Annotated in this window: 19 protein-coding genes; 18 read left to right on the plus strand and 1 reads right to left on the minus strand. The window is 33.2% G+C overall.

The window, feature by feature from the left end; genetic code table 11:
* Positions 1–3 precede the first annotated feature (3 nt).
* The 18 genes from AC3QL1_RS20875 (at position 4) to AC3QL1_RS20960 (ending at position 18,276) form a co-directional block, all read left to right on the plus strand.
* Entirely contained in the window at positions 4–636 is a 633-nt protein-coding gene (locus AC3QL1_RS20875; RefSeq protein WP_492494053.1) for an NAD(P)H-dependent oxidoreductase, read from the plus strand.
* Between the two features lie 31 nt (positions 637–667).
* A complete protein-coding gene (locus tag AC3QL1_RS20880) occupies positions 668–1,234 on the plus strand; it encodes a YceI family protein (RefSeq protein ID WP_492494054.1) in 567 nt (188 codons plus the stop codon).
* Between the two features lie 201 nt (positions 1,235–1,435).
* A complete protein-coding gene (locus tag AC3QL1_RS20885) occupies positions 1,436–2,713 on the plus strand; it encodes a beta-helix domain-containing protein (protein WP_492494055.1) in 1,278 nt (425 codons plus the stop codon).
* Between the two features lie 313 nt (positions 2,714–3,026).
* Positions 3,027–4,427, plus strand: a complete 1,401-nt coding sequence (locus AC3QL1_RS20890) for an anthranilate synthase component I family protein (protein WP_492494056.1) — start codon at positions 3,027–3,029, stop codon at positions 4,425–4,427.
* 124 nt (positions 4,428–4,551) lie between these two features.
* Complete coding sequence (locus AC3QL1_RS20895; protein ID WP_492494057.1) at positions 4,552–4,995, plus strand: hypothetical protein; 444 nt, start codon at positions 4,552–4,554, stop codon at positions 4,993–4,995.
* A gap of 113 nt (positions 4,996–5,108) precedes the next feature.
* A complete protein-coding gene (locus tag AC3QL1_RS20900; protein WP_492494058.1) occupies positions 5,109–5,675 on the plus strand; it encodes an anthranilate synthase component II in 567 nt (188 codons plus the stop codon).
* 115 nt (positions 5,676–5,790) lie between these two features.
* Complete coding sequence (locus tag AC3QL1_RS20905; protein ID WP_492494059.1) at positions 5,791–7,485, plus strand: right-handed parallel beta-helix repeat-containing protein; 1,695 nt, start codon at positions 5,791–5,793, stop codon at positions 7,483–7,485.
* 46 nt (positions 7,486–7,531) lie between these two features.
* Complete coding sequence (gene trpD, locus AC3QL1_RS20910) at positions 7,532–8,524, plus strand: anthranilate phosphoribosyltransferase (RefSeq protein ID WP_492494060.1); 993 nt, start codon at positions 7,532–7,534, stop codon at positions 8,522–8,524.
* An 89-nt stretch (positions 8,525–8,613) separates the two neighbouring features.
* Complete coding sequence (gene trpC, locus AC3QL1_RS20915; RefSeq protein ID WP_492494061.1) at positions 8,614–9,399, plus strand: indole-3-glycerol phosphate synthase TrpC; 786 nt, start codon at positions 8,614–8,616, stop codon at positions 9,397–9,399.
* A gap of 141 nt (positions 9,400–9,540) precedes the next feature.
* Positions 9,541–10,173: a phosphoribosylanthranilate isomerase gene (locus AC3QL1_RS20920; protein ID WP_492494062.1), complete on the plus strand. Its 633-nt coding sequence runs from the start codon at positions 9,541–9,543 to the stop codon at positions 10,171–10,173.
* 12 nt (positions 10,174–10,185) lie between these two features.
* Positions 10,186–11,367 carry a tryptophan synthase subunit beta gene (gene trpB, locus AC3QL1_RS20925; protein WP_492494063.1) on the plus strand — a complete coding sequence of 394 codons (1,182 nt, stop codon included), beginning with the start codon at positions 10,186–10,188 and terminating at the stop codon, positions 11,365–11,367.
* A gap of 62 nt (positions 11,368–11,429) precedes the next feature.
* A complete protein-coding gene (locus AC3QL1_RS20930; protein ID WP_492494064.1) occupies positions 11,430–11,747 on the plus strand; it encodes a gamma-glutamylcyclotransferase family protein in 318 nt (105 codons plus the stop codon).
* A 12-nt stretch (positions 11,748–11,759) separates the two neighbouring features.
* The gene (locus tag AC3QL1_RS20935) at positions 11,760–12,497 is read left to right on the plus strand and encodes a carbon-nitrogen hydrolase family protein (RefSeq protein WP_492494065.1); all 738 of its coding nucleotides are present in this window, start codon (positions 11,760–11,762) and stop codon (positions 12,495–12,497) included.
* Between the two features lie 191 nt (positions 12,498–12,688).
* Positions 12,689–13,450: a tryptophan synthase subunit alpha gene (gene trpA / locus AC3QL1_RS20940; RefSeq protein WP_492494066.1), complete on the plus strand. Its 762-nt coding sequence runs from the start codon at positions 12,689–12,691 to the stop codon at positions 13,448–13,450.
* Between the two features lie 202 nt (positions 13,451–13,652).
* Positions 13,653–14,282, plus strand: coding sequence for a TetR/AcrR family transcriptional regulator (locus tag AC3QL1_RS20945; protein WP_492494067.1), 630 nt, complete (start codon positions 13,653–13,655; stop codon positions 14,280–14,282).
* Positions 14,272–15,591 carry a TolC family protein gene (locus tag AC3QL1_RS20950; protein ID WP_492494068.1) on the plus strand — a complete coding sequence of 440 codons (1,320 nt, stop codon included), beginning with the start codon at positions 14,272–14,274 and terminating at the stop codon, positions 15,589–15,591. Before AC3QL1_RS20945 ends, AC3QL1_RS20950 begins: the two co-directional genes overlap by 11 nt.
* 12 nt (positions 15,592–15,603) lie before the next feature.
* A complete protein-coding gene (locus AC3QL1_RS20955; protein WP_492494069.1) occupies positions 15,604–16,683 on the plus strand; it encodes an HlyD family secretion protein in 1,080 nt (359 codons plus the stop codon).
* A 3-nt stretch (positions 16,684–16,686) separates the two neighbouring features.
* The gene (locus AC3QL1_RS20960; RefSeq protein ID WP_492494070.1) at positions 16,687–18,276 is read left to right on the plus strand and encodes an MDR family MFS transporter; all 1,590 of its coding nucleotides are present in this window, start codon (positions 16,687–16,689) and stop codon (positions 18,274–18,276) included.
* Between the two features lie 274 nt (positions 18,277–18,550).
* Here the strand turns inward: AC3QL1_RS20960 and yaaA are convergent, their stop codons facing one another.
* On the minus strand, positions 18,551–19,309 hold the full coding sequence (gene yaaA / locus AC3QL1_RS20965) for a peroxide stress protein YaaA (protein ID WP_492494071.1): 759 nt from the start codon (positions 19,307–19,309) through the stop codon (positions 18,551–18,553).
* Positions 19,310–19,698 lie beyond the last annotated feature (389 nt).

Consider the following 19,698-nt stretch of genomic DNA (forward strand, 5'->3'; position numbering starts at 1 on the left):
TTTATGAGTACATTATTAGAAAATTTAAACTGGAGATACGCTACCAAAAAATTTGATGCAACTAAAAAAGTATCGGCAGAAGATTTAAATACTTTAAAAGAAGCGGTTAGATTAAGTGCTTCTTCATACGGATTACAACCTTATAAAGTTGTTATCGTAGAAAATCCGGAAATTAGAGAGCAACTAAAAGCTGCTGCTTACGGACAAACTCAAATTACAGACGCTTCTCAATTGTTTATTTTTGCAAATGATTTAAATACCGGAGCAGAATCTGTAGGTGCTTATATCAAAAACATTAGCGAAACAAGAGGTGTTCCTGTTGAGGCTTTAGGCGGATTTGCAGACATGATGAATAATGTAATTTCAAATTTATCTCAGGATGCTAAAAATATCTGGACAGCAAAACAAACTTATATTGCTTTAGGAACATTATTAAGTGCTGCGTCTGAATTGAAAATCGATGCAACGCCTATGGAAGGTTTTAATGCTGCTGAATTCAACAGAATCTTAGGTTTTGACAAACTTGGTTTAAACGCTTCTGTAATTGCAACTGTAGGTTACAGACATAATGAAGACGATGCTCAACATCACAAAAAAGTTAGAAAATCTCACGAAGAATTATTTATCACTATATAATTATTATTAATCCAAAATCAATTTTAACAACATGAAAAATTTAAAAACAATTGCAATAGCATTATTCGTAGCAGCGGCTAGTATTTCAGTAAATGCTCAAACAAAAAAAATCGACGTAAAAGCAAGTACTATCAAATGGGTAGGTAAAAAAGTAACTGGAGAGCACTCTGGAACTGTAAACTTTAAAGACGGAGCTTTAGTATTTAAAGGAAAAAAATTAACTGGGGGTTCTTTCACTGTTGATATGACTTCTTTAACTTCTACAGATTTAACTGGAGAATACCAAGGAAAATTGAATGGTCACTTAAAAGCTGATGATTTCTTTGGAACTGACAAATATCCAACTGCAAAATTAGTTTTCAAAACTATCGGAGCTAAAGCAACTGATGTTTATACTGTAACTGCTGATTTAACTATTAAAGGAATCACTAAACCTGTAACTTTTGACATCACTGTAGCTGGAAACACTGCTACAACTGCATTCAAAGTTGACAGAACTAAATATGATATCAAATACAACTCTGGTAACTTCTTCGAAAACTTAGGAGACAAAACTATCAATGACGATTTCGAATTGACTGTAGCTTTAAAATTCTAATATTTTAAACTTACTAATTCAAAATTTAGAAAACCCCAAAAGTTTAGGCTTTTGGGGTTTCTTTTTTATACTTTTCATAATAATAACGTTCTTAACACTAAAATAACCCTTTCGTAACAACGCGTGATGTTTTGATTAACATACGGCTTCTAATTTTGAAGTAATAAAAAAAATCAAAAACTTGAAATCAAAATCATAGTTATGAAAACAAAAATCAGTATTGCACTTCTAAGTATTCTAAGCACTTTTTTTCTTCACGCACAGCAACAACAGAGAGGAATTATTGGCACCACAAACTGGATGAACAACTGGACTAATTTTAAACCTGCAAATACAGAATATAGTGAAGCCAGTAATATTATTGCCGGAACAATTGACAAAGACACCAAATTATACAAACGAAATACGTACCAATTAGTTGGTACTGTGTATGTAACAAATAATGCCGTTTTAACCATCGAACCCGGAACTGTAATTCGCGGAGATGATAAAAGCTGTGGAACTCTCGTAATAACAAATGGTTGTAAAATAATGGCCGAAGGCTTAGAAACAGATCCTATTGTTTTTACTTCGAATAAAGAGGTTGCAGACAGAAAACCAGGTGACTGGGGCGGAATAGTAATTATGGGAAAAGCTCCGATAAACAGTTTAGGCGGATTACATACTTTACCTTTTGATCTTGATCCGTTATTAAATCATTATGGAGGTCAGGATGTTGATGACAATTCGGGAATTTTAAAATATGTTAGAATTGAATATTCCGGAAGAAAACTGAGCGCTTTGAAAGAACTCAACGGACTTTCGCTGGCTGGTGTTGGCAAAAAAACAGTTTTAAATTTTATTCAAATTAGTTATTCTAACGATGATTCGTTCGAATGTTATGGTGGAAATTTTGATCTGAATAACTTAGTTTCATACAGAACAACTGATGATGATTTTGATTTTACACAAGGAGCTCAAATTAATATCAGCAATAGTATTGCAATTCGTCATCCTTACTCGTCAGATATTTCAGGTTCAAGATGTTTTGAAGTCGACTCATACGATAAAACTGAAAATACTGATATTAATAAGCTGACCAGAATAACTGCCAATAACATTACGCTTGTTAATCTTGAAGAAAACAGTCAGGGATTGGTCAGAGAATCTATTCATATTAGAGAAAATACTTTTTTTACCTTGTCAAACAGTCTTGTATCCGGGTTTTCACCTTTTGTTATTTTAGAAAGCAATGTTGGAAGCGGAAGTGTCAATTTATCGAAAATTAACTTTAAAAACATAATAGTAAATAACTGCAATGGCGAAATTACAAGTGAATCTTCAGGCAACGATGCTGAAATTAAAACTTATTACAGTAAGCCTGAATATTCTATAAATTTTACTAAAATCAGAAATAATGACTTATTTACAACGCCAAATATCAAAGGAAGTCCTGATTTTAGAGTGAACCAAAATAACTCAATTGCGATTGGAAATTAAGGATTTAAAGTATCTTAGCTTTCAAAATATAACAAAATTATAAATATTGAAAAGTTTTTTTTGAACTTTTATGTATTCTAATCCAAATTACATTTATATATTTGTGACATCAAAAAGAGATAAAAAATAATCTTTTGAATTTATGAAAACAATAATGAACAATAATTGGTGGTGGAAGAATTTACGTCAAACGTCGTGAACGAAGCTTCCTATGGTATTGTAAAACTATAAATATAAAAGGCTTGTCATCACGACAAGCCTTTTTTTTTTGGTCAAAACTCAAGTAAATATTAAAATTAAAAAACAACATACTTTGAAACCTTTTATACTCAACACACATTACAAACAAATTCTGGCAGACACCATTACGCCGGTAAGTATTTATTTTAAAATCAGAGATAAATTCCCGAATAGTTTATTACTGGAAAGTAGTGATTATCATGGAAATGACAACAGTTTCTCCTACATCTGCTGTAATCCGATTGCTACGATTAAAATTGAAAACGAAATTATCTCTAAAACTTTTCCTGACGGAACAACAGAACAAATTTCGATCGATGCTTCGACCAATATTCCAGAAGTAATTCAGAAATTTTCGAGTCAGTTTCAATCAGAAAAAAACGATTTTAAATTCATTAATAATGGTTTATTTGGATACATTTCTTATGATGCCGTTCGTTATTTCGAAAAAGTTTCAATTGCCAAAAAAGATACGGCAACTTTGATTCCGGATGTGTTTTATGCGGTTTACCAAAATATTATTGCGATAAATCACTTTAAAAATGAAGCTTATATTTTCTGCCACAGCGTTGACGGAAGAAATAACATTTCAGAAATCGAACAATTATTACAATCCAGAAATATTGCTTCTTATAAATTCACCAAAGAAGGCGAAGGTTTCTCTAACTTGACCGATGATGAATTCAAACACAATGTGGCTTTGGCTAAGAAGCATTGTTTTAGGGGCGACGTTTTTCAATTAGTGCTTTCACGTCGTTTTACACAAGGTTTTAAAGGGGACGAATTCAATGTTTACAGAGCTTTAAGAAGTATAAATCCATCTCCGTATTTGTTCTTTTTTGATTATGGAGATTTCAAAATTTTTGGGTCTTCGCCCGAAGCACAAATTATCGTAAAAAACAGAAAAGCCGAAATTCACCCAATCGCCGGAACTTTCAAAAGAACCGGAAACGACGAACGCGACGCACTTTTAGCCAAAGAACTTTCTGAAGATAAAAAAGAAAACAGTGAACACGTAATGTTAGTTGATTTGGCGAGAAATGATTTAAGCCGAAACGGACATGATGTGAACGTAGAAAAGTACAGAGAAGTTCAGTTTTTCTCGCACGTAATTCACCTGGTTTCAAAAGTTACGGGACATTTACATGAAAAAGCAACGACTATGCAGGTTGTTGCCGACACTTTTCCGGCAGGAACTTTAAGTGGCGCTCCAAAACACAGAGCGATGCAATTGATTGAAGATTACGAAAAAACAAATCGTAATTTTTACGGCGGCGCAATTGGTTTCATGGATTTTAATGGAAACTTTAATCACGCCATTATGATTCGAACTTTCCTGAGCAAAAACCACCAATTGCATTGTCAGGCCGGAGCGGGAATTGTAGCCAGTTCAGATGAAGAAAGCGAAATGCAAGAAGTCTATAATAAATTAAGAGCATTGAATACAGCGCTGGAAATGGCGGAGAAAATTTAGTATTCAGTCTTAGTATTACGGTTCGCACAAGGTTCAAACCATATTTGAAAACAAATATAAACATAGCGAACGGTTTCAACCGTTTGGACAAAGATTGGTAAATAAAATAAAAACCACAAAAATCATGAAAAAAGCAATTTCAATTTTATTTTTAATCATTAGCATTACAGCTTGTAATTCTGAAAAAAAAGAGAATCCGATTAAAGGAACCTGGCGTCTGATATCAGCACAAACTACAGAAAAAGATTCTACGTTTTCAACTTTTAATCCAAAAACAAAAATGATTAAAATTATAAATGATACTCATTTTGCTTTTTTCAATCATGATTTGAATAATGGTAAAGATTCAACAAATGCAGTATTTTTTAGCGGAGGTGGAAAATATACTTTGAAGGATAGTATCTATACCGAGAATCTGGAATATTTTAATAATCGTCAATGGGAAAATGGCAAATTTGAATTTGTTGTAAAAATCAAAAACGACACTTTAACCCAAAAAGGAATAGAAAAAGTAGAAAAATTAGGAATCGACCGCATTATCACTGAAAAATACGTTCGAGAGAAATAAAAAAGTAATCAGTTTTCAGTCACAGTTTCCAGTCTCAGAACTTGAAACCTGAAACAAAGAAAACCTGACACGAGGCTTTAACCGAATTGGCGAAGCAAACAAAAATAAAAGACATGAAAAAAATATTAGTTATAGACAATTACGATAGTTTCACTTATAATTTAGTACACTATCTGGAAGATTTAAACTGCGAAGTAACCGTTTACAGAAACGACGAGTTTGAAATTGACGAAATCGCAACTTTTGATAAAATTTTACTTTCTCCGGGACCTGGAATTCCGGATGAAGCGGGTTTGTTAAAAGCTGTAATTCAGAAATATGCGCCAACAAAAAGTATTCTTGGCGTTTGTTTAGGACAACAAGCGATTGGGGAAGTTTTTGGCGGAACACTTTCGAATCTTGACAAAGTATATCACGGCGTTGCAACAAATGTAAAAACAGTAGTTTCAGACGAAATTCTGTTCGAAGGTTTAGGAAACGAATTCGAAGTGGGACGCTATCATTCATGGGTTGTTGACGCGAATTTACCTGATGTTTTAGAGGCAACCTCAATCGACGAAAACGGACAAATTATGTCTCTAAGACACAAAACTTTTGATGTAAGAGGCGTTCAGTTTCACCCGGAAAGTGTTTTAACGCCAAAAGGAAAATTGATTTTAGAGAACTGGATTAAGAGTTAGTTTATAACTAAATTTGAAGAAAATATCATTCTCACAAGGATTAATAAAAACAATAAAATGAATTAATCCTTGTGAAATTCTAAAGTAAACTTAACTAACATATAAAAAATTAAAAATGAAAAGAAAATTACTAATATTATTCATTCTAATCTCCACTTACACATTTGCTGCAGACGTAACGGGAAATGTGTTTTTAGACAATACCGTAAATTCAGAAAACTGTACCATTACTTTTACACCAGTATCACCAAGTGCGGTTCTTGCAGAAGTTACATCGCAAACTAATGGAAGTTATTCTGCCAATGTTGCTAATGGAGTTTATAATATAAAGTATCAAAAGAATGGATATCTGGCTTATGAGTTATTAAATATTTTCATCAATGGAACTCTTAAGTTAGACGATGTTACCTTATCATCTAATAAACTGGTTTTGGTGAATGGAAATGTAAATGGTACATGGACAAAAGGAAATACTTATCGCGTTACTGGCAATATTGTGGTACCTGCAGGTCAAACTTTAACAATTGAAGAAGGTGTAGAAATAAAATTTGATGGCTATTACTCCTTGATTGTAAATGGAACACTTTTAGCAAATGGCTCAGCAAATAATTATATCAAGTTTACATCAAACAGTTCGTCACCCACCAAAAAAGATTGGAATCAGATTGCTATTTATGGAACGTCAAAACTAGATTATTGCATCATTGAATATGGCAAAATTAAAAATGATGATAATATAGGAATCTTGCATGTTGTAGGAAATCTGGATATTTCTAACAGTATTATTAGAAATTCAGAACAAAGTGCAATAAGTATTCGAAACTCAGCCAATTTGACTATTACAAACAATAAAATATATAATTGTGCATACGGATTATCAATTGATACGACAGAAAAGATTATTGTTGAAAACAATGAGATATTTAATCTTTCTATAATTGGTTTAAATATATATCAGGCAGCAACTTCGTCAGTATTCAAAAATAACATTATCCACGATTGCTTATATTATGGAGTACAATTAATGAATGTTGATTACACTCTGGAACGTAACATTATCTACAACAATGATTCTGGAATATATGTTTCATACAGTAAACCAAACATTATAAATAACACAATTATATTTAATAGAGATGGTATTAGTTTGTATGACAATGAAGCTTATAAAATAACAAACCCGGTTATTAATTCTAATATCGTTGCTTATAACTCAAATTATGCAATATATTCCAGAAGTACCAATAAACCACAGTCTGTTTCGTATAATTTATTTAGCAACAATACAGCGGGAACCGGGAATGTATTACCTGTAGGTGTTGGGCCAATAATTACTCAAAATAAAAATAATACGCCATCAGATGCGTATTATAATATTTTTGTTAATCCCGAATTTGAATCTCTTATCCCGACAGAAAACACTTTTTGCATTTTAAAAAGCAATTCGCCCGCAGTAAATGCAGGTAGTCCATCAATAAATATATCTAATGGCACCCTTGCAGATATTGGAGCAAAAGAGTTAGAGGGAAATTTATCTACCGGAGAATTTACAAATACCAAATTGGCTAAAATAAAAGTTTATCCAAATCCAACAGATGATTTTTTATCTTTTGAAACAAATCAAAATTACACATTCGACTCTATCAAATTCTTCGATATAAATGGTAAAAATATTGATCAGATTAAATTAGATGAATCTAAATCTTGGTATTTCTGGAAAGTATCAAGCCATTTCAACAAAGGCGTTTATCTATATGTGGTTATGAATGGGAATTCAATTATTGACTCAGGAAAATTCATTAAAAAATAAAACAAATCCATTTAAAAAGTAGGATTTAACTTTAGGAATTAAAAAAATGAAAACTATATTAAACAAATTGATCAACCACGAAGTGCTTTCTAAACAAGAAGCAAAAGATGTGTTGATTAATATCTCAAGCGGAAGTTATAATCCAAGTCAGATTTCGGCATTTTTGACCGTATTTATGATGCGAAGCATTACGATTGACGAGCTTTCGGGATTTCGCGAAGCTTTATTAGAATTATGCGTTCGCGTTGATTTATCTGCATATAATACAATCGATTTATGTGGAACGGGTGGTGACGGAAAAGACACTTTCAACATTTCAACTTTGGCATCCTTTATTTCTGCCGGAGCCGGAATTAAAGTAGCAAAACACGGAAATTACGGTGTTTCATCGATTTCAGGATCGAGCAACGTAATGGAAAAAATGGGAATCAAATTCAGTAATGATAATTCTTTTTTAGAAAAATGTATCGACAAAGCCGGAATTTGCGTTTTGCATGCTCCCCTATTTCACCCGGCAATGAAAAATGTGGGACCAATTCGTAAAGAATTAGCCGTAAAAACCTTCTTTAATATGTTGGGACCAATGGTAAATCCGTCGTTTCCACAAAATCAATTAGTTGGTGTTTTCAATCTTGAATTAGCCAGAATGTACGCTTATTTATATCAAAATACTGATATCAATTTCACCATTTTACATTCGCTTGACGGATATGATGAAATTTCTTTAACAGGTCCAACCAAAACGATCACATCGCATATGGAGGGAATGTTAAATCCATCAGATTTTGGAGTTAGACTTTTGTCTCAAACTGAAATAGAAGGTGGAAAAACCATCGAAGAATCGGCTGATATGTTTATCAATATCATTTCAGGAAAAGGCACCGAAGCACAGAACAATGTAGTTTTAGCAAACGCCGCAATGGCAATTGCAACGGTTACAAAATGTTCGCCACTCGAAGGATTTGAATTAGCAAAAGAAAGCCTATTCTCTGGAAAAGGATTAAAAGCATTACAGACATTACAAGAACTTAGCAGATAAAAATAGTTTCAAGTTTTCTTTGTTTCAGGTTTCAAGTTATTGGAACGTAACCTGAAACTTGAAACCTGAAACCTGAAACAAAAAAGATCATGAATATTTTAGATAAAATAATATTTGATAAACAACGAGAAGTCGTTCTTAAAAAATCGATCATTCCGGTTTCACAATTGGAGAGTTCTGTATTTTTTGGAAGAGAAACAATTTCTTTAAGTCAAAAACTTAGAACAAGTTCAACCGGAATTATTGCAGAACACAAACGTCGTTCACCTTCAAAATCAGTAATCAATCACAGTTTTACGGTTGAAGAAGTAGTAAAAGGTTACGAAAATGCCGGAGCTTGCGGAATTTCGGTTTTAACGGATGGGAAATATTTTGGGGGTTCTCTGGACGATTTACTTCTGGCAAGAGCGAGTGTCAATATTCCGCTATTGCGAAAAGAATTTATCGTTGATGAATATCAAATTCTGGAAGCCAAAGCTTTTGGAGCCGATTTGATTTTACTGATTGCAGCGGTTTTAACACGTGAAGAAATTAAATCTTTATCTGAATTTGCTAAAAAATTAGGTTTAGAAGTTTTATTGGAAGTTCACAACCAAGAAGAACTGGAAAAATCGATTATGCCAAGTTTAGACATGATTGGTGTAAATAACAGAAACCTAAAAACGTTTGAAGTAAGTCTGGATTTCAGTAAAGAATTGGCATCTCAAATTCCAAATGATTTTGTAAAAGTTTCTGAAAGCGGAATCTCGTCTATTGAAGCCATTTCAGAATTAAGACCTTATGGTTACAGCGGTTTCTTAATTGGAGAAAACTTCATGAAAACCGACAACGCAGGAAAAGCAGCAACTGAATTTATAAATAATTTGAATATTTAAAAATAGCCACGAATTCACGAATTTTTTTTTATAATTAATTCGTGAATTCGTGGCGAAAAAATTTAGCATCTTTTTGCCGTTGTGGCAAAAAATAAAAAAACTTTGTGTCTTAGCGCCTTCGTGGCAAAAAACAAAACAACAATGAAACTCAAAATATGCGGTATGAAATATCCTGAAAACATTCTCGAAGTAGGCGCACTCCTACCCGATTATATGGGATTTATTTTCTGGGAGAAATCCGCGAGATATTTTAACGGAACAATTCCGGAACTTATCAAAACAATCAAAAAAGTCGGTGTTTTTGTCAATCAAAGTCAGGAAGAAATTCTGGATAAAGTAACAAAATACAATTTACAAGCCGTTCAGTTACACGGAAATGAATCGGTTGAATTTTTATCAGAACTAAAAAAACAATTGCCAAAGAAAATCGAAATCATCAAAGTATTTTCTGCTGATGAAAGTTTTGATTTCGAAATTATAAAACCATTCGAAGCTGTTTGCGATTATTTTATGTTTGATACAAAAGGAAAATTACCCGGCGGAAACGGAACCACTTTTGACTGGACGATATTAAAAAAATACAATTCAAAGAAACCATTCTTTTTGAGTGGCGGAATTGGAATCAACGAATTAAAAGCGATCGAAGAGATTTCAAAAACCAATCTTCCTATTTATGCCGTCGATATAAATAGTAAATTTGAAATCGAACCAGGCTTAAAAAACAAAAATCTATTTAGCAATTTCAAACGAAAATTTGATGTTGCCAACTTTTAAAATTGGAATAAAATGAATTTTAACGTTAACGAAAAAGGATATTACGGAGAATTTGGAGGAGCTTACATTCCGGAAATGTTATATCCAAATGTAGAAGAATTACGCCAGAATTATTTAAAAATAACAAGCGAACCAGACTTTAAGGCTGAATTCGATCAGTTGCTAAAAGATTACGTTGGACGTCCGAGTCCGCTTTATTTTGCGAATCGTTTATCTGAAAAATACAATACAAAAGTTTATCTGAAAAGAGAAGATCTAAACCATACCGGAGCGCATAAAGTCAACAATACAATTGGACAAATTCTGGTTGCAAAACGTTTGGGCAAAAAAAGAATTATTGCTGAAACCGGCGCAGGTCAGCATGGCGTTGCTACTGCAACAGTTTGTGCTTTAATGGGAATGGAATGTATCGTATATATGGGCGAAATTGACATTGCGCGCCAGGCACCAAACGTGGCTCGTATGAAAATGTTAGGCGCTGAGGTTCGTCCGGCACTTTCAGGTTCGAGAACTTTAAAAGATGCTACAAACGAAGCAATTCGTGACTGGATTAACAATCCGGTTGACACACATTATATCATTGGATCAGCAATTGGACCACATCCTTATCCGGATATGGTGACACGTTTTCAAAGTGTAATTTCTGAAGAAATAAAATGGCAGTTAAAAGAAAAAGAAGGACGAGAAAATCCTGATTATGTGGTCGCTTGTATTGGTGGTGGAAGTAATGCTGCAGGAACATATTATCACTTTTTACACGAGCCCGAAGTTGGAATTATTGCAGTTGAAGCAGCGGGAAAAGGTGTTGATAGCGGTCATAGTGCAGCAACGAGCAAATTAGGAAAAGTGGGCGTTATTCACGGTTGTAAAACCCTTTTAATGCAAACTTCTGACGGGCAAATTACAGAACCGTATTCTATTTCGGCAGGATTGGATTATCCGGGAGTTGGACCAATGCACGCACATTTGGCACAAACAGGCCGTGGAGAATTTTTCTCCGTAACCGATGATGATGCCATGAATGCAGGTTTACAGCTTACGAAATTAGAAGGAATTATTCCGGCGATTGAGAGCGCGCATGCATTTGCAGTTTTAGATCAGAAGAAATTTAAACCTACAGACATTGTGGTTATAAGCCTTTCTGGACGTGGCGATAAAGATTTAGACAATTATATTGATTATTTTAAATTGTAATAAAAATCGTAATTTGGGCGTTCACAATTCCTAACGCATCAAATAACGAGAAAAATAAAACTATGGAACAATTATTTTCCTACGGAACATTACGGTCAAAACAAATTCAAATGCAGGTTTTTAATAGATTATTAACCGGAACCGCAGATCAGCTTTTGAGCTATAAACTGAAAAGTCTACAGATAGAAGAAGAATTTGGAATGGCAGATTATGTTGTGGCGGTACCAAGCGAAATTCATTCTGACATTATTCATGGTGTGGTTTTCAATATTACTGAGGCAGAATTAGCCAAAGTAGACATCTTCGAATCGAATGCATATAAAAGAGTTCAGGTGAAATTGAATTCCGGAATAGTTGCCTGGATTTACATAGAAAATTAATAAAAAATAGAGATGATTCTAGCCGCGGCACAAACTAAACCATCAAGAGGAAATATTGAAGCTAATATATCAGATCATTATCGCCTTATAGAATTGGCGGTGCAAAATGAAGCGCAATTAATTGCATTTCCTGAATTGTCGATTACAGGTTATGAAAGAGAAGATGCTCAAAAACTGGCTTTCAAAAAAGACGATTCAAGATTGGATCATTTGAAGAAATTGGCTGTCGAAAATAACATTATAATTATTGCCGGCGCTCCCATTCAAATTGAATCGGAATTATTTATAGGTGAATTTGTGATTTCTCCGGATAACTCAATTTCAATTTATACGAAGCAGTTTTTGCATGAAGGTGAAGATGCATTTTTTCAATCTTCTTTTGATTATAATCCGATGATTACGATTGAAGACAAAAAGATATCTTTTGCTATTTGTGCCGATATTGATAATCCGCTGCATCCGGAAAATGCATTTAAAAGAGAAACGGAAATTTATATTGCCAGTATTTTCTTTTCGCCAAACGGAATTCCGAATGCTTACAGAGATTTACAGAGTTATGCTCAAAAACACAAAATGAATGTTTTGATGTCTAATTTCAGTGGAGAATCCTGGGGTTATCCTTCTGGCGGAAAAAGCGCCTTTTGGAATAATAAAGGAGAACTTGTGGGGCAAATGAATGATTCTGATTCGGGATTATTATTAGTCGAAAATCAAAATGATAATTGGACAAGTAAAGTTGTCAAAATTTAAAAATATGCCACATATTGCACAGATTAAAAAGATTTTTTTCCGCACATTTAATTAGATAATCTGTGTAAATCTGCTTAAATCAATTTAAATCTGCGTGAAATAATTTGAACCATTAGTAGCTGCGGTAAAAAAATAACATAATAAATACCTACAAGGTTTTGGAAACCTTGCAGGAGAAAAACATGAAAGAAATGAACAGAATAACTCAAAAATTACAAGAAGATAAAAAGATACTTTCTATTTATTTTTCTGCAGGATATCCTAATTTAAATGATACGGTTCAGATTATTCAGGATTTAGAAAAAAACGGTGTTGATTTAATCGAAATTGGTTTACCATTTAGTGATCCTTTGGCAGACGGACCAACGATTCAGGCAAGTTCTACGACGGCGCTTCATAACGGAATGACAACTCAAATTCTTTTTGATCAGCTGAAAAACATCCGCGAAAGCGTAAAAATTCCGTTGATTATTATGGGATATTTTAATCCGATGTTACAATACGGAGTGGAAGAATTCTGCAAAAAATGCGCTGAAATTGGTATCGACGGATTAATTATTCCGGATTTACCGGTTGACGTTTACGCAGATGAATACAAAGCTATTTTTGAAAAATACGGATTAATTAACGTGTTTCTGATTACCCCACAAACTTCTGACGAGCGTATTCGTTTTATCGACAGCGTTTCAAACGGATTTATTTATATGGTAAGTTCTGCAAGCGTTACAGGATCTCAATCTGGTTTTGGAAACGTTCAGGAAGATTATTTCGAAAGAATCGCAAACATGAATTTGAAAAATCCACAGATTATTGGTTTCGGAATTTCAAATAAAGAAACTTTTAATCAGGCGACAAAATTTGCTAAAGGCGCAATTATTGGAAGTGCTTTTATTAAACATTTGAGTGAAAGTGGTTCTGGAAAAATTAACGAATTTGTTGGGGAGATTAGGTAATTTATTTTTTATTAAAAAATATCACATAGTTTTTCATTTCGACAAAGTACTATAGCTGAATTAAAATCTTAGGATATTAATTCAGCTTTTTTTTTACTCAAAAATACTACACCGTTTTCTGTTAATATTTTGTTAAACAAAAATTAAACAAGCGTTTAATTTAAACACTTGTTTAATTTTGTACCCGATTAGAAACAATACCATGTCAAACATCGAATTAAACGATAAAAAAATTCAGATTCTGGAAGTGGCTGAAAAGCTTTTTTCGGATAAAGGATTTGAGGGTACATCAATACGGGATATCTCTAAACATGCCAAAATAAATATTGCCATGGTTTCGTATTATTTTGGTTCAAAAGAAAGATTACTGGAAGCTTTAATTCTTTATAAAACTTCTGATTTAAAATTGCAGCTTGAAAACTTATTACAGGAAAATATTGAACCTCTTGAAAAAGTAAATAAACTAGTTGAAATTTACATTACCAGAATTAGTTGTAACAAAGGGATTTTCAGAGTTTTACATTTTGAACTTAATTCTCAAAAAAGAGAAAAAAGTATGATCGCTTTTACAGAATTAAAAAAAGGAAACTTAAAATCTGTTGAAAGCATTATTACTCAGGGTCAGGCAAAAGGTGTTTTTAGAAAAGATGTTATCATTCCGCTCATTACACCTACTATCATCGGAACTTTTTTTCACTTTCATATGAATAAACCTTTTTTTGAGGAACTTCTTAATTTAAACACAGAAACGTTATACAACGATTACATTAAAAACAGTCTTACAAAGCACATTCAACAAACTATAAAAGCTCTACTTGTTTATGAAAATTAATCAATTAATGCTCTTTGGTATTTTCTTTATCGGAATTTCATCAATAGAAGCACAAGAAAAAACAAGTTTAACCTTAGACGAAGCCGTTAAAATGGCTTGGGAAAAAAGTAACGAAGTTACGCTTGCCAACACTAAGGTAAACTCAAAAAAATACGAATTGCAAACGGTTAAAAACAACCAATATCCAGATTTAAAAATCTCAGGACAATATCAGCGCTTGACTAAAGCTTCGATTGAGATGCCAAATCAGGAAGAAAGTGCTTCTTTAGCTTCTCCGGATCGTGCAATGATTGGAATGGCAAATTTAAGTTTACCACTTTTTGCAGGATTTAAGATCCAGAGTAGTATTGACGCTTACGAAAGTTTATACGAAGCGGAAACAGTTACTGCTCTTAAAACAAAAGAAGATGTTGCTTTAAGGGTAATCACTTATTACACTGCTTTATACAAAGCACAAAAAACATTGGATGTCTTAAATGAGAATCAAAAAAGCGCGAAACAACGTGTTACTGATTTCACAGAATTAGAGAAAAACGGAATTATTCCAAGAAATGACTTATTGAAAGCACAGTTATTAGTTTCAAAAACACAATTATCTATTGATGAAGCTAATAATAATATCAATAACATTAATTTTTATTTAACGACATTACTTAAATTAGATCCATCAGTAAAAATTCAGGTTAATGAAGATGATTTTTTCAGCTTAAAAACAACCAACGCACCAACATCTGATGCTTTGGCTCTTGAGAACAGAAAAGATTTAGAGGCTATTCGCTTGCAGCAAAAAGCTTCTGAGGCAAATGTTAAAATAGCAAAAGCCGGATATTACCCAACAATTTCATTGCTTGGCGGTTATACTGCATTAGATCTTAAAGATATTGTAACTGTAAAATATGCTATGAATTTTGGTTTAGGTTTATCTTATGATTTATCAGGAATTCTGAAAAACAGTGCACATGTAAAAGAAGCTGAAAGCAGAGCACTTGAGGTAAAAAATACGGAAGCAATTATGACAGACCGCATTAAAGTTGAGGTTCAAAAATCTATTGAAGATTATGACTTAGCTATTAATCAAAGTGTTGTTTATGATGAAGCACTTCAACAAGCTGCAGAAAACTACAGACTGGTAAAAGATAAATTTGATAACGGTTTATCTGACACCAATGATTTAGTTGAAGCTGATGTTGAGCAATTAAGTGCCAAAATCAATACCGCTGTTTCAAAAGCAACAATTATTCAAAAATATTACGAATTACTTTCAGTATCAGGACAATTATCACAATCATTCAATCTTTCTAAAATATAATCGATAGCTCTCATGGAAAAGAAAAAAACAAATACTAAATTCATCATTATACTAACCGTTTTGGTTTTAGTGGGCGGAACTTACGGAATAACAAAATACATGCACTCATTAGCTCACGAGGAAACAGATGATGCTCAAATCGAGAAAAAAATGAATCCAATTATCCCGAGAGTATCAGGATATATCAGCAAAGTGTATGTAAAAGATAATGATTTTGTAAAAAAAGGAGATACTTTATTTACTATCGATAAAAGAGATTACCAATTGAAGATTGATGAAGCAAATGCTGCTTTATTAGGTGCTGAAGGTCAATACGAAGCTGCAAAAGCTGATATTGGAAGTGCTTATGCAAGTATCTCAGTTTCTGATGCTCAAATGAGATCTGCAGGTGGTTCTATCGAAAGTGCAAAAATTAGATTGAGACAGCTTACAAATGATTTCAATCGTTACAATAATTTGTATAAAACGCATACGATTACAAAACAACAATTTGAACAGGCTCAAACTGCAAAAGATGAGGCTGAAAATCAAGTTAGAGTTTTAGAACAACAACAAAGAGCAAGTTCTTTCCAAAAATCTGTTATTCAATCGAAATCAAAAGTTTCTGATAAACAAACTGAAGTTGCTTCTGCAAACATCAAAAAAGCAAGAACAATGCTTGATGTTGCAAAATTAAATCTTAGCTATACCGTTGTTACAGCAGCAATTGATGGACAGGTTTCTAAAGTTGATATTCAGCCTGGACAATTGGTTCAACCGGGACAGTCTTTATTTTATATCATTAACAATAACGAAGCGTGGGTTGTAGCAAACTTTAAAGAAACACAATTAAACAAAATGGTTGTGGGTCAAAAAGTAAGTTTAAAAGTTGATGCTTATCCTAACTATGAATTCAAAGGTACTTTAACTTCATTTTCTCCGGCTACAGGATCTCGTTTTTCATTATTACCTCCTGATAACGCGACAGGTAACTTCGTAAAAACAATTCAAAGATTACCGGTAAAAATTAGTTTAGATGAATCAAATGATCCAGAAAAAGTAAAATTATTACGTCCGGGAATGAATGTTGACGTAGACGTACATTTAAAATAAAATATGGCAGCAGCAGTACAAGCAGACGACGATTTAGTAGAATACGGTTACAGACGTGTCATAATCACGATTACAGCAGTACTTTGTGCCTTGCTTGAAATCGTTGATACGACCATTGTAAACGTAGCGCTAACAGACATGCGAGGCAGCCTTGGTGCTACTTTGACAGATGTGGCGTGGGTAATTACAGCATACGCAATTGCGAATGTTATTGTAATACCGATGACGAGCTGGCTATCGCAGCAATTTGGAAGACGTAATTATTTTGTGGCTTCTATCATCATATTTACAGTCTGCTCCTTTTTGTGTGGTAATGCCAGTAATATTTGGGAATTGGTTGCTTTTAGGTTCGTACAAGGTATGGGCGGTGGAGCATTACTTGTAACAGCCCAAACTATTATTACAGAAAGTTATCCGGTTGCAAAACGAGGAATGGCGCAAGCAATTTATGGAATGGGGGTTATTGTTGGTCCCACTTTAGGTCCGCCTTTGGGAGGTTATTTAGTAGATAATTATTCCTGGCCTTATATTTTTTACATTAATATTCCTTTGGGTATTATTGCTACAATTTTGGCGCTTACTTTCGTAAGAAGTCCAAAATATGGAGAAAAATTAAAAGCAAATCAGGTTGACTGGTGGGGAATTATATTGTTAGCTTCTTTTATTGGATCTTTACAATTCGTATTAGAACACGGACAACAAGACGACTGGTTCAACGATTCATTAATCGTGACTTTAAGTGTTGTTACTGTTCTTGGATTGATATTATTTATCTGGAGAGAGCTAACATACAAACATCCAATTGTAAATTTGAGTGTTTTAAAAGATGGAAATTTAAGAATTGGAACAGTTATGTGTTTTATTCTTGGTTTCGGATTATACGGTTCGACTTTAATTATCCCGATTTATACGCAGTCTATTTTAGGATGGACAGCAACTGATGCCGGAATGTTATTGATTCCCGGTTCGATTACAACAGCGATCATGATGCCATTTGTGGGTAATATGATTCAAAAAGGTGTTCCGCAAGGATATATGGTGGGAGTTGGATTTTTAGTTTTCTTCTTCTTTACCTTTATGATGCAGACTCGTATGACGCCTGATACCGGTGTTGAGCATATGTATTGGCCTTTGATATTAAGAGGAATTGGTTTAGGATTGCTTTTCGTGCCTATTACAACACTTTCACTTTCTACTTTAAAAGGAAAACAAATTGGTGAAGGAGCGGCTTTTACCGGAATGATGCGTCAATTAGGAGGTTCATTTGGTATTGCGATTATCACCACTTTTATTACCCGATTTAGCCAGGAACACAGAGTAAATTTATTGAACAATTTAGATCCTGCAAAATACGATGTACAACAACGTATTGCCGGAATGCAAAGAGCATTTATGGCTAAAGGTTACAGTGCCGATGTTGCGCTTAAAAAAGCGTATCAGGCATTAGATTTTGCAGTTATGAAACAAAGTACAGTAATGTCATATATGGATATTTTCATGTACTTAGGAATTATGTTCTTATGTTGTATACCAATTATCCTTTTTATTAAAAAAGGCAAAAACAAGATTAATCCTGCTGATGCAATGCATTAATAATAATTGATTTATAATTTATAATACGAAAAAGCCGGGCTAATAATTTAACCCGGCTTTTTTATTTGTGAATTTTGAAATTATCTATTGATTATATGCGCGATTAAAATAAATCTCTGCCTATAATATTTCTCTAATTTGAAGGGATTAAAATCCCTACCGACAATATTCTCTTATTTGAAGGGATTGAAATCCCTCCCTACAATATAAACCGAGTCTACGACTCTTTACAAACTTTGAACCTTCGTTACTTTGAATCTTTGTTCCTCAAAAATCATCTTGTAAAAACTAAATGATTTCCTTTTGAAAGATTGGCATCAAAACCATATCCGTCATAATTGAAACCTTTTAAATCGTCAATCGTTTCTGCATTTGTATCGATGATATAACGCACCATCATCCCTCTCGCCTTTTTTGCAAAGAAACTGATCATTTTTAGTTTTCCATCTTTATAATCTTTAAAATCCGGAGTGATTACAGGAACTTTCAAAGCCTTGACATCAACAGCTGAGAAATATTCGTTACTCGCTAAATTCACAAACAATTCCCCTTTCTTTAATTCTTTATTTAAAGTTTTTGTAACGGTTGGTTTCCAAAATTCGTGCAGGTTTTTGTATTCGCCAACAGGCAATTTTGTTCCCATTTCCAAACGATAAGCCTGCATTAAATCAAGTGGTTTCAAAATACCGTAAAGTCCTGATAATATTCTTAATTTATCTTGTAAAGCATCTAATTTCTCTAGCGGAATTGTATAAGCATCCAAACCGGTATAAACATCTCCGTCAAAAGTATAAACTGCCGGACGGGCATTTTCCGGAGAAAAAGGAGTTTTCCATTTCTGGTTTCTTTCCCAGTTTAAGTCTGATAATTTTTCTGAAATCGACATTAGTTCCGATAATTCAGCAGGTTTTTTAGGTTTTAAAACTTTATGAACCTGACGCGCTTCTTTTAAAAAAGCTGGTTCTGTATATTTAGAAGTTGGTAATTCTTTTTCGAAATTCAAAGATTTTGCCGGCGATATAACAATTTTCATTTGTGCGTTTTTATAGAACTCAAAAATACAAATTGAATTTCTAAAAAAATATTATTGCAATTGATTTGTTTGATAATGCTATAAATCAACCTGAAGATATTTTTTTCGCCACGAATTCACGAATTTCTTATTTTATATTGATTATGATTCGTGAAATTTAGCGTGAAGTTTTTTGTTTTAATAAAATTTGATACCTGAAAATATGAATTTGTTCAAAAAAGTAAACGATAGATTGTAAAAGGCATTTTCTATGTTGTAAATTTGCAGCTATAAAATTCCAAATAACATTCAATATAAAATTGAAAGTTGTATTCTAAATATAGCCACGAATCACGAATTAACTTTTTAAAAATTAATTAAAAAAATTCGTGAATTCGTGGCGGAAAATT

Source organism: Flavobacterium sp. GW823-FHT04A11, from assembly GCF_058796535.1.

Excerpts from the sequence above, each read along its gene's own strand:
- AC3QL1_RS20875 (WP_492494053.1), top strand. The coding sequence starts at position 4 with ATGAGTACATTATTAGAAAATTTAAACTGGAGATACGCTACCAAAAAA.
- AC3QL1_RS20880 (WP_492494054.1), top strand. The coding sequence starts at position 668 with ATGAAAAATTTAAAAACAATTGCAATAGCATTATTCGTAGCAGCGGCT.
- AC3QL1_RS20885 (WP_492494055.1), top strand. The coding sequence starts at position 1,436 with ATGAAAACAAAAATCAGTATTGCACTTCTAAGTATTCTAAGCACTTTT.
- AC3QL1_RS20895 (WP_492494057.1), top strand. The coding sequence starts at position 4,552 with ATGAAAAAAGCAATTTCAATTTTATTTTTAATCATTAGCATTACAGCT.
- AC3QL1_RS20900 (WP_492494058.1), top strand. The coding sequence starts at position 5,109 with ATGAAAAAAATATTAGTTATAGACAATTACGATAGTTTCACTTATAAT.
- AC3QL1_RS20905 (WP_492494059.1), top strand. The coding sequence starts at position 5,791 with ATGAAAAGAAAATTACTAATATTATTCATTCTAATCTCCACTTACACA.
- trpD (WP_492494060.1), top strand. The coding sequence starts at position 7,532 with ATGAAAACTATATTAAACAAATTGATCAACCACGAAGTGCTTTCTAAA.
- trpC (WP_492494061.1), top strand. The coding sequence starts at position 8,614 with ATGAATATTTTAGATAAAATAATATTTGATAAACAACGAGAAGTCGTT.
- AC3QL1_RS20920 (WP_492494062.1), top strand. The coding sequence starts at position 9,541 with ATGAAACTCAAAATATGCGGTATGAAATATCCTGAAAACATTCTCGAA.
- trpB (WP_492494063.1), top strand. The coding sequence starts at position 10,186 with ATGAATTTTAACGTTAACGAAAAAGGATATTACGGAGAATTTGGAGGA.
- AC3QL1_RS20930 (WP_492494064.1), top strand. The coding sequence starts at position 11,430 with ATGGAACAATTATTTTCCTACGGAACATTACGGTCAAAACAAATTCAA.
- AC3QL1_RS20935 (WP_492494065.1), top strand. The coding sequence starts at position 11,760 with ATGATTCTAGCCGCGGCACAAACTAAACCATCAAGAGGAAATATTGAA.
- trpA (WP_492494066.1), top strand. The coding sequence starts at position 12,689 with ATGAACAGAATAACTCAAAAATTACAAGAAGATAAAAAGATACTTTCT.
- AC3QL1_RS20945 (WP_492494067.1), top strand. The coding sequence starts at position 13,653 with ATGTCAAACATCGAATTAAACGATAAAAAAATTCAGATTCTGGAAGTG.
- AC3QL1_RS20950 (WP_492494068.1), top strand. The coding sequence starts at position 14,272 with ATGAAAATTAATCAATTAATGCTCTTTGGTATTTTCTTTATCGGAATT.
- AC3QL1_RS20955 (WP_492494069.1), top strand. The coding sequence starts at position 15,604 with ATGGAAAAGAAAAAAACAAATACTAAATTCATCATTATACTAACCGTT.
- AC3QL1_RS20960 (WP_492494070.1), top strand. The coding sequence starts at position 16,687 with ATGGCAGCAGCAGTACAAGCAGACGACGATTTAGTAGAATACGGTTAC.
- yaaA (WP_492494071.1), bottom strand. The coding sequence starts at position 19,309 with ATGAAAATTGTTATATCGCCGGCAAAATCTTTGAATTTCGAAAAAGAA.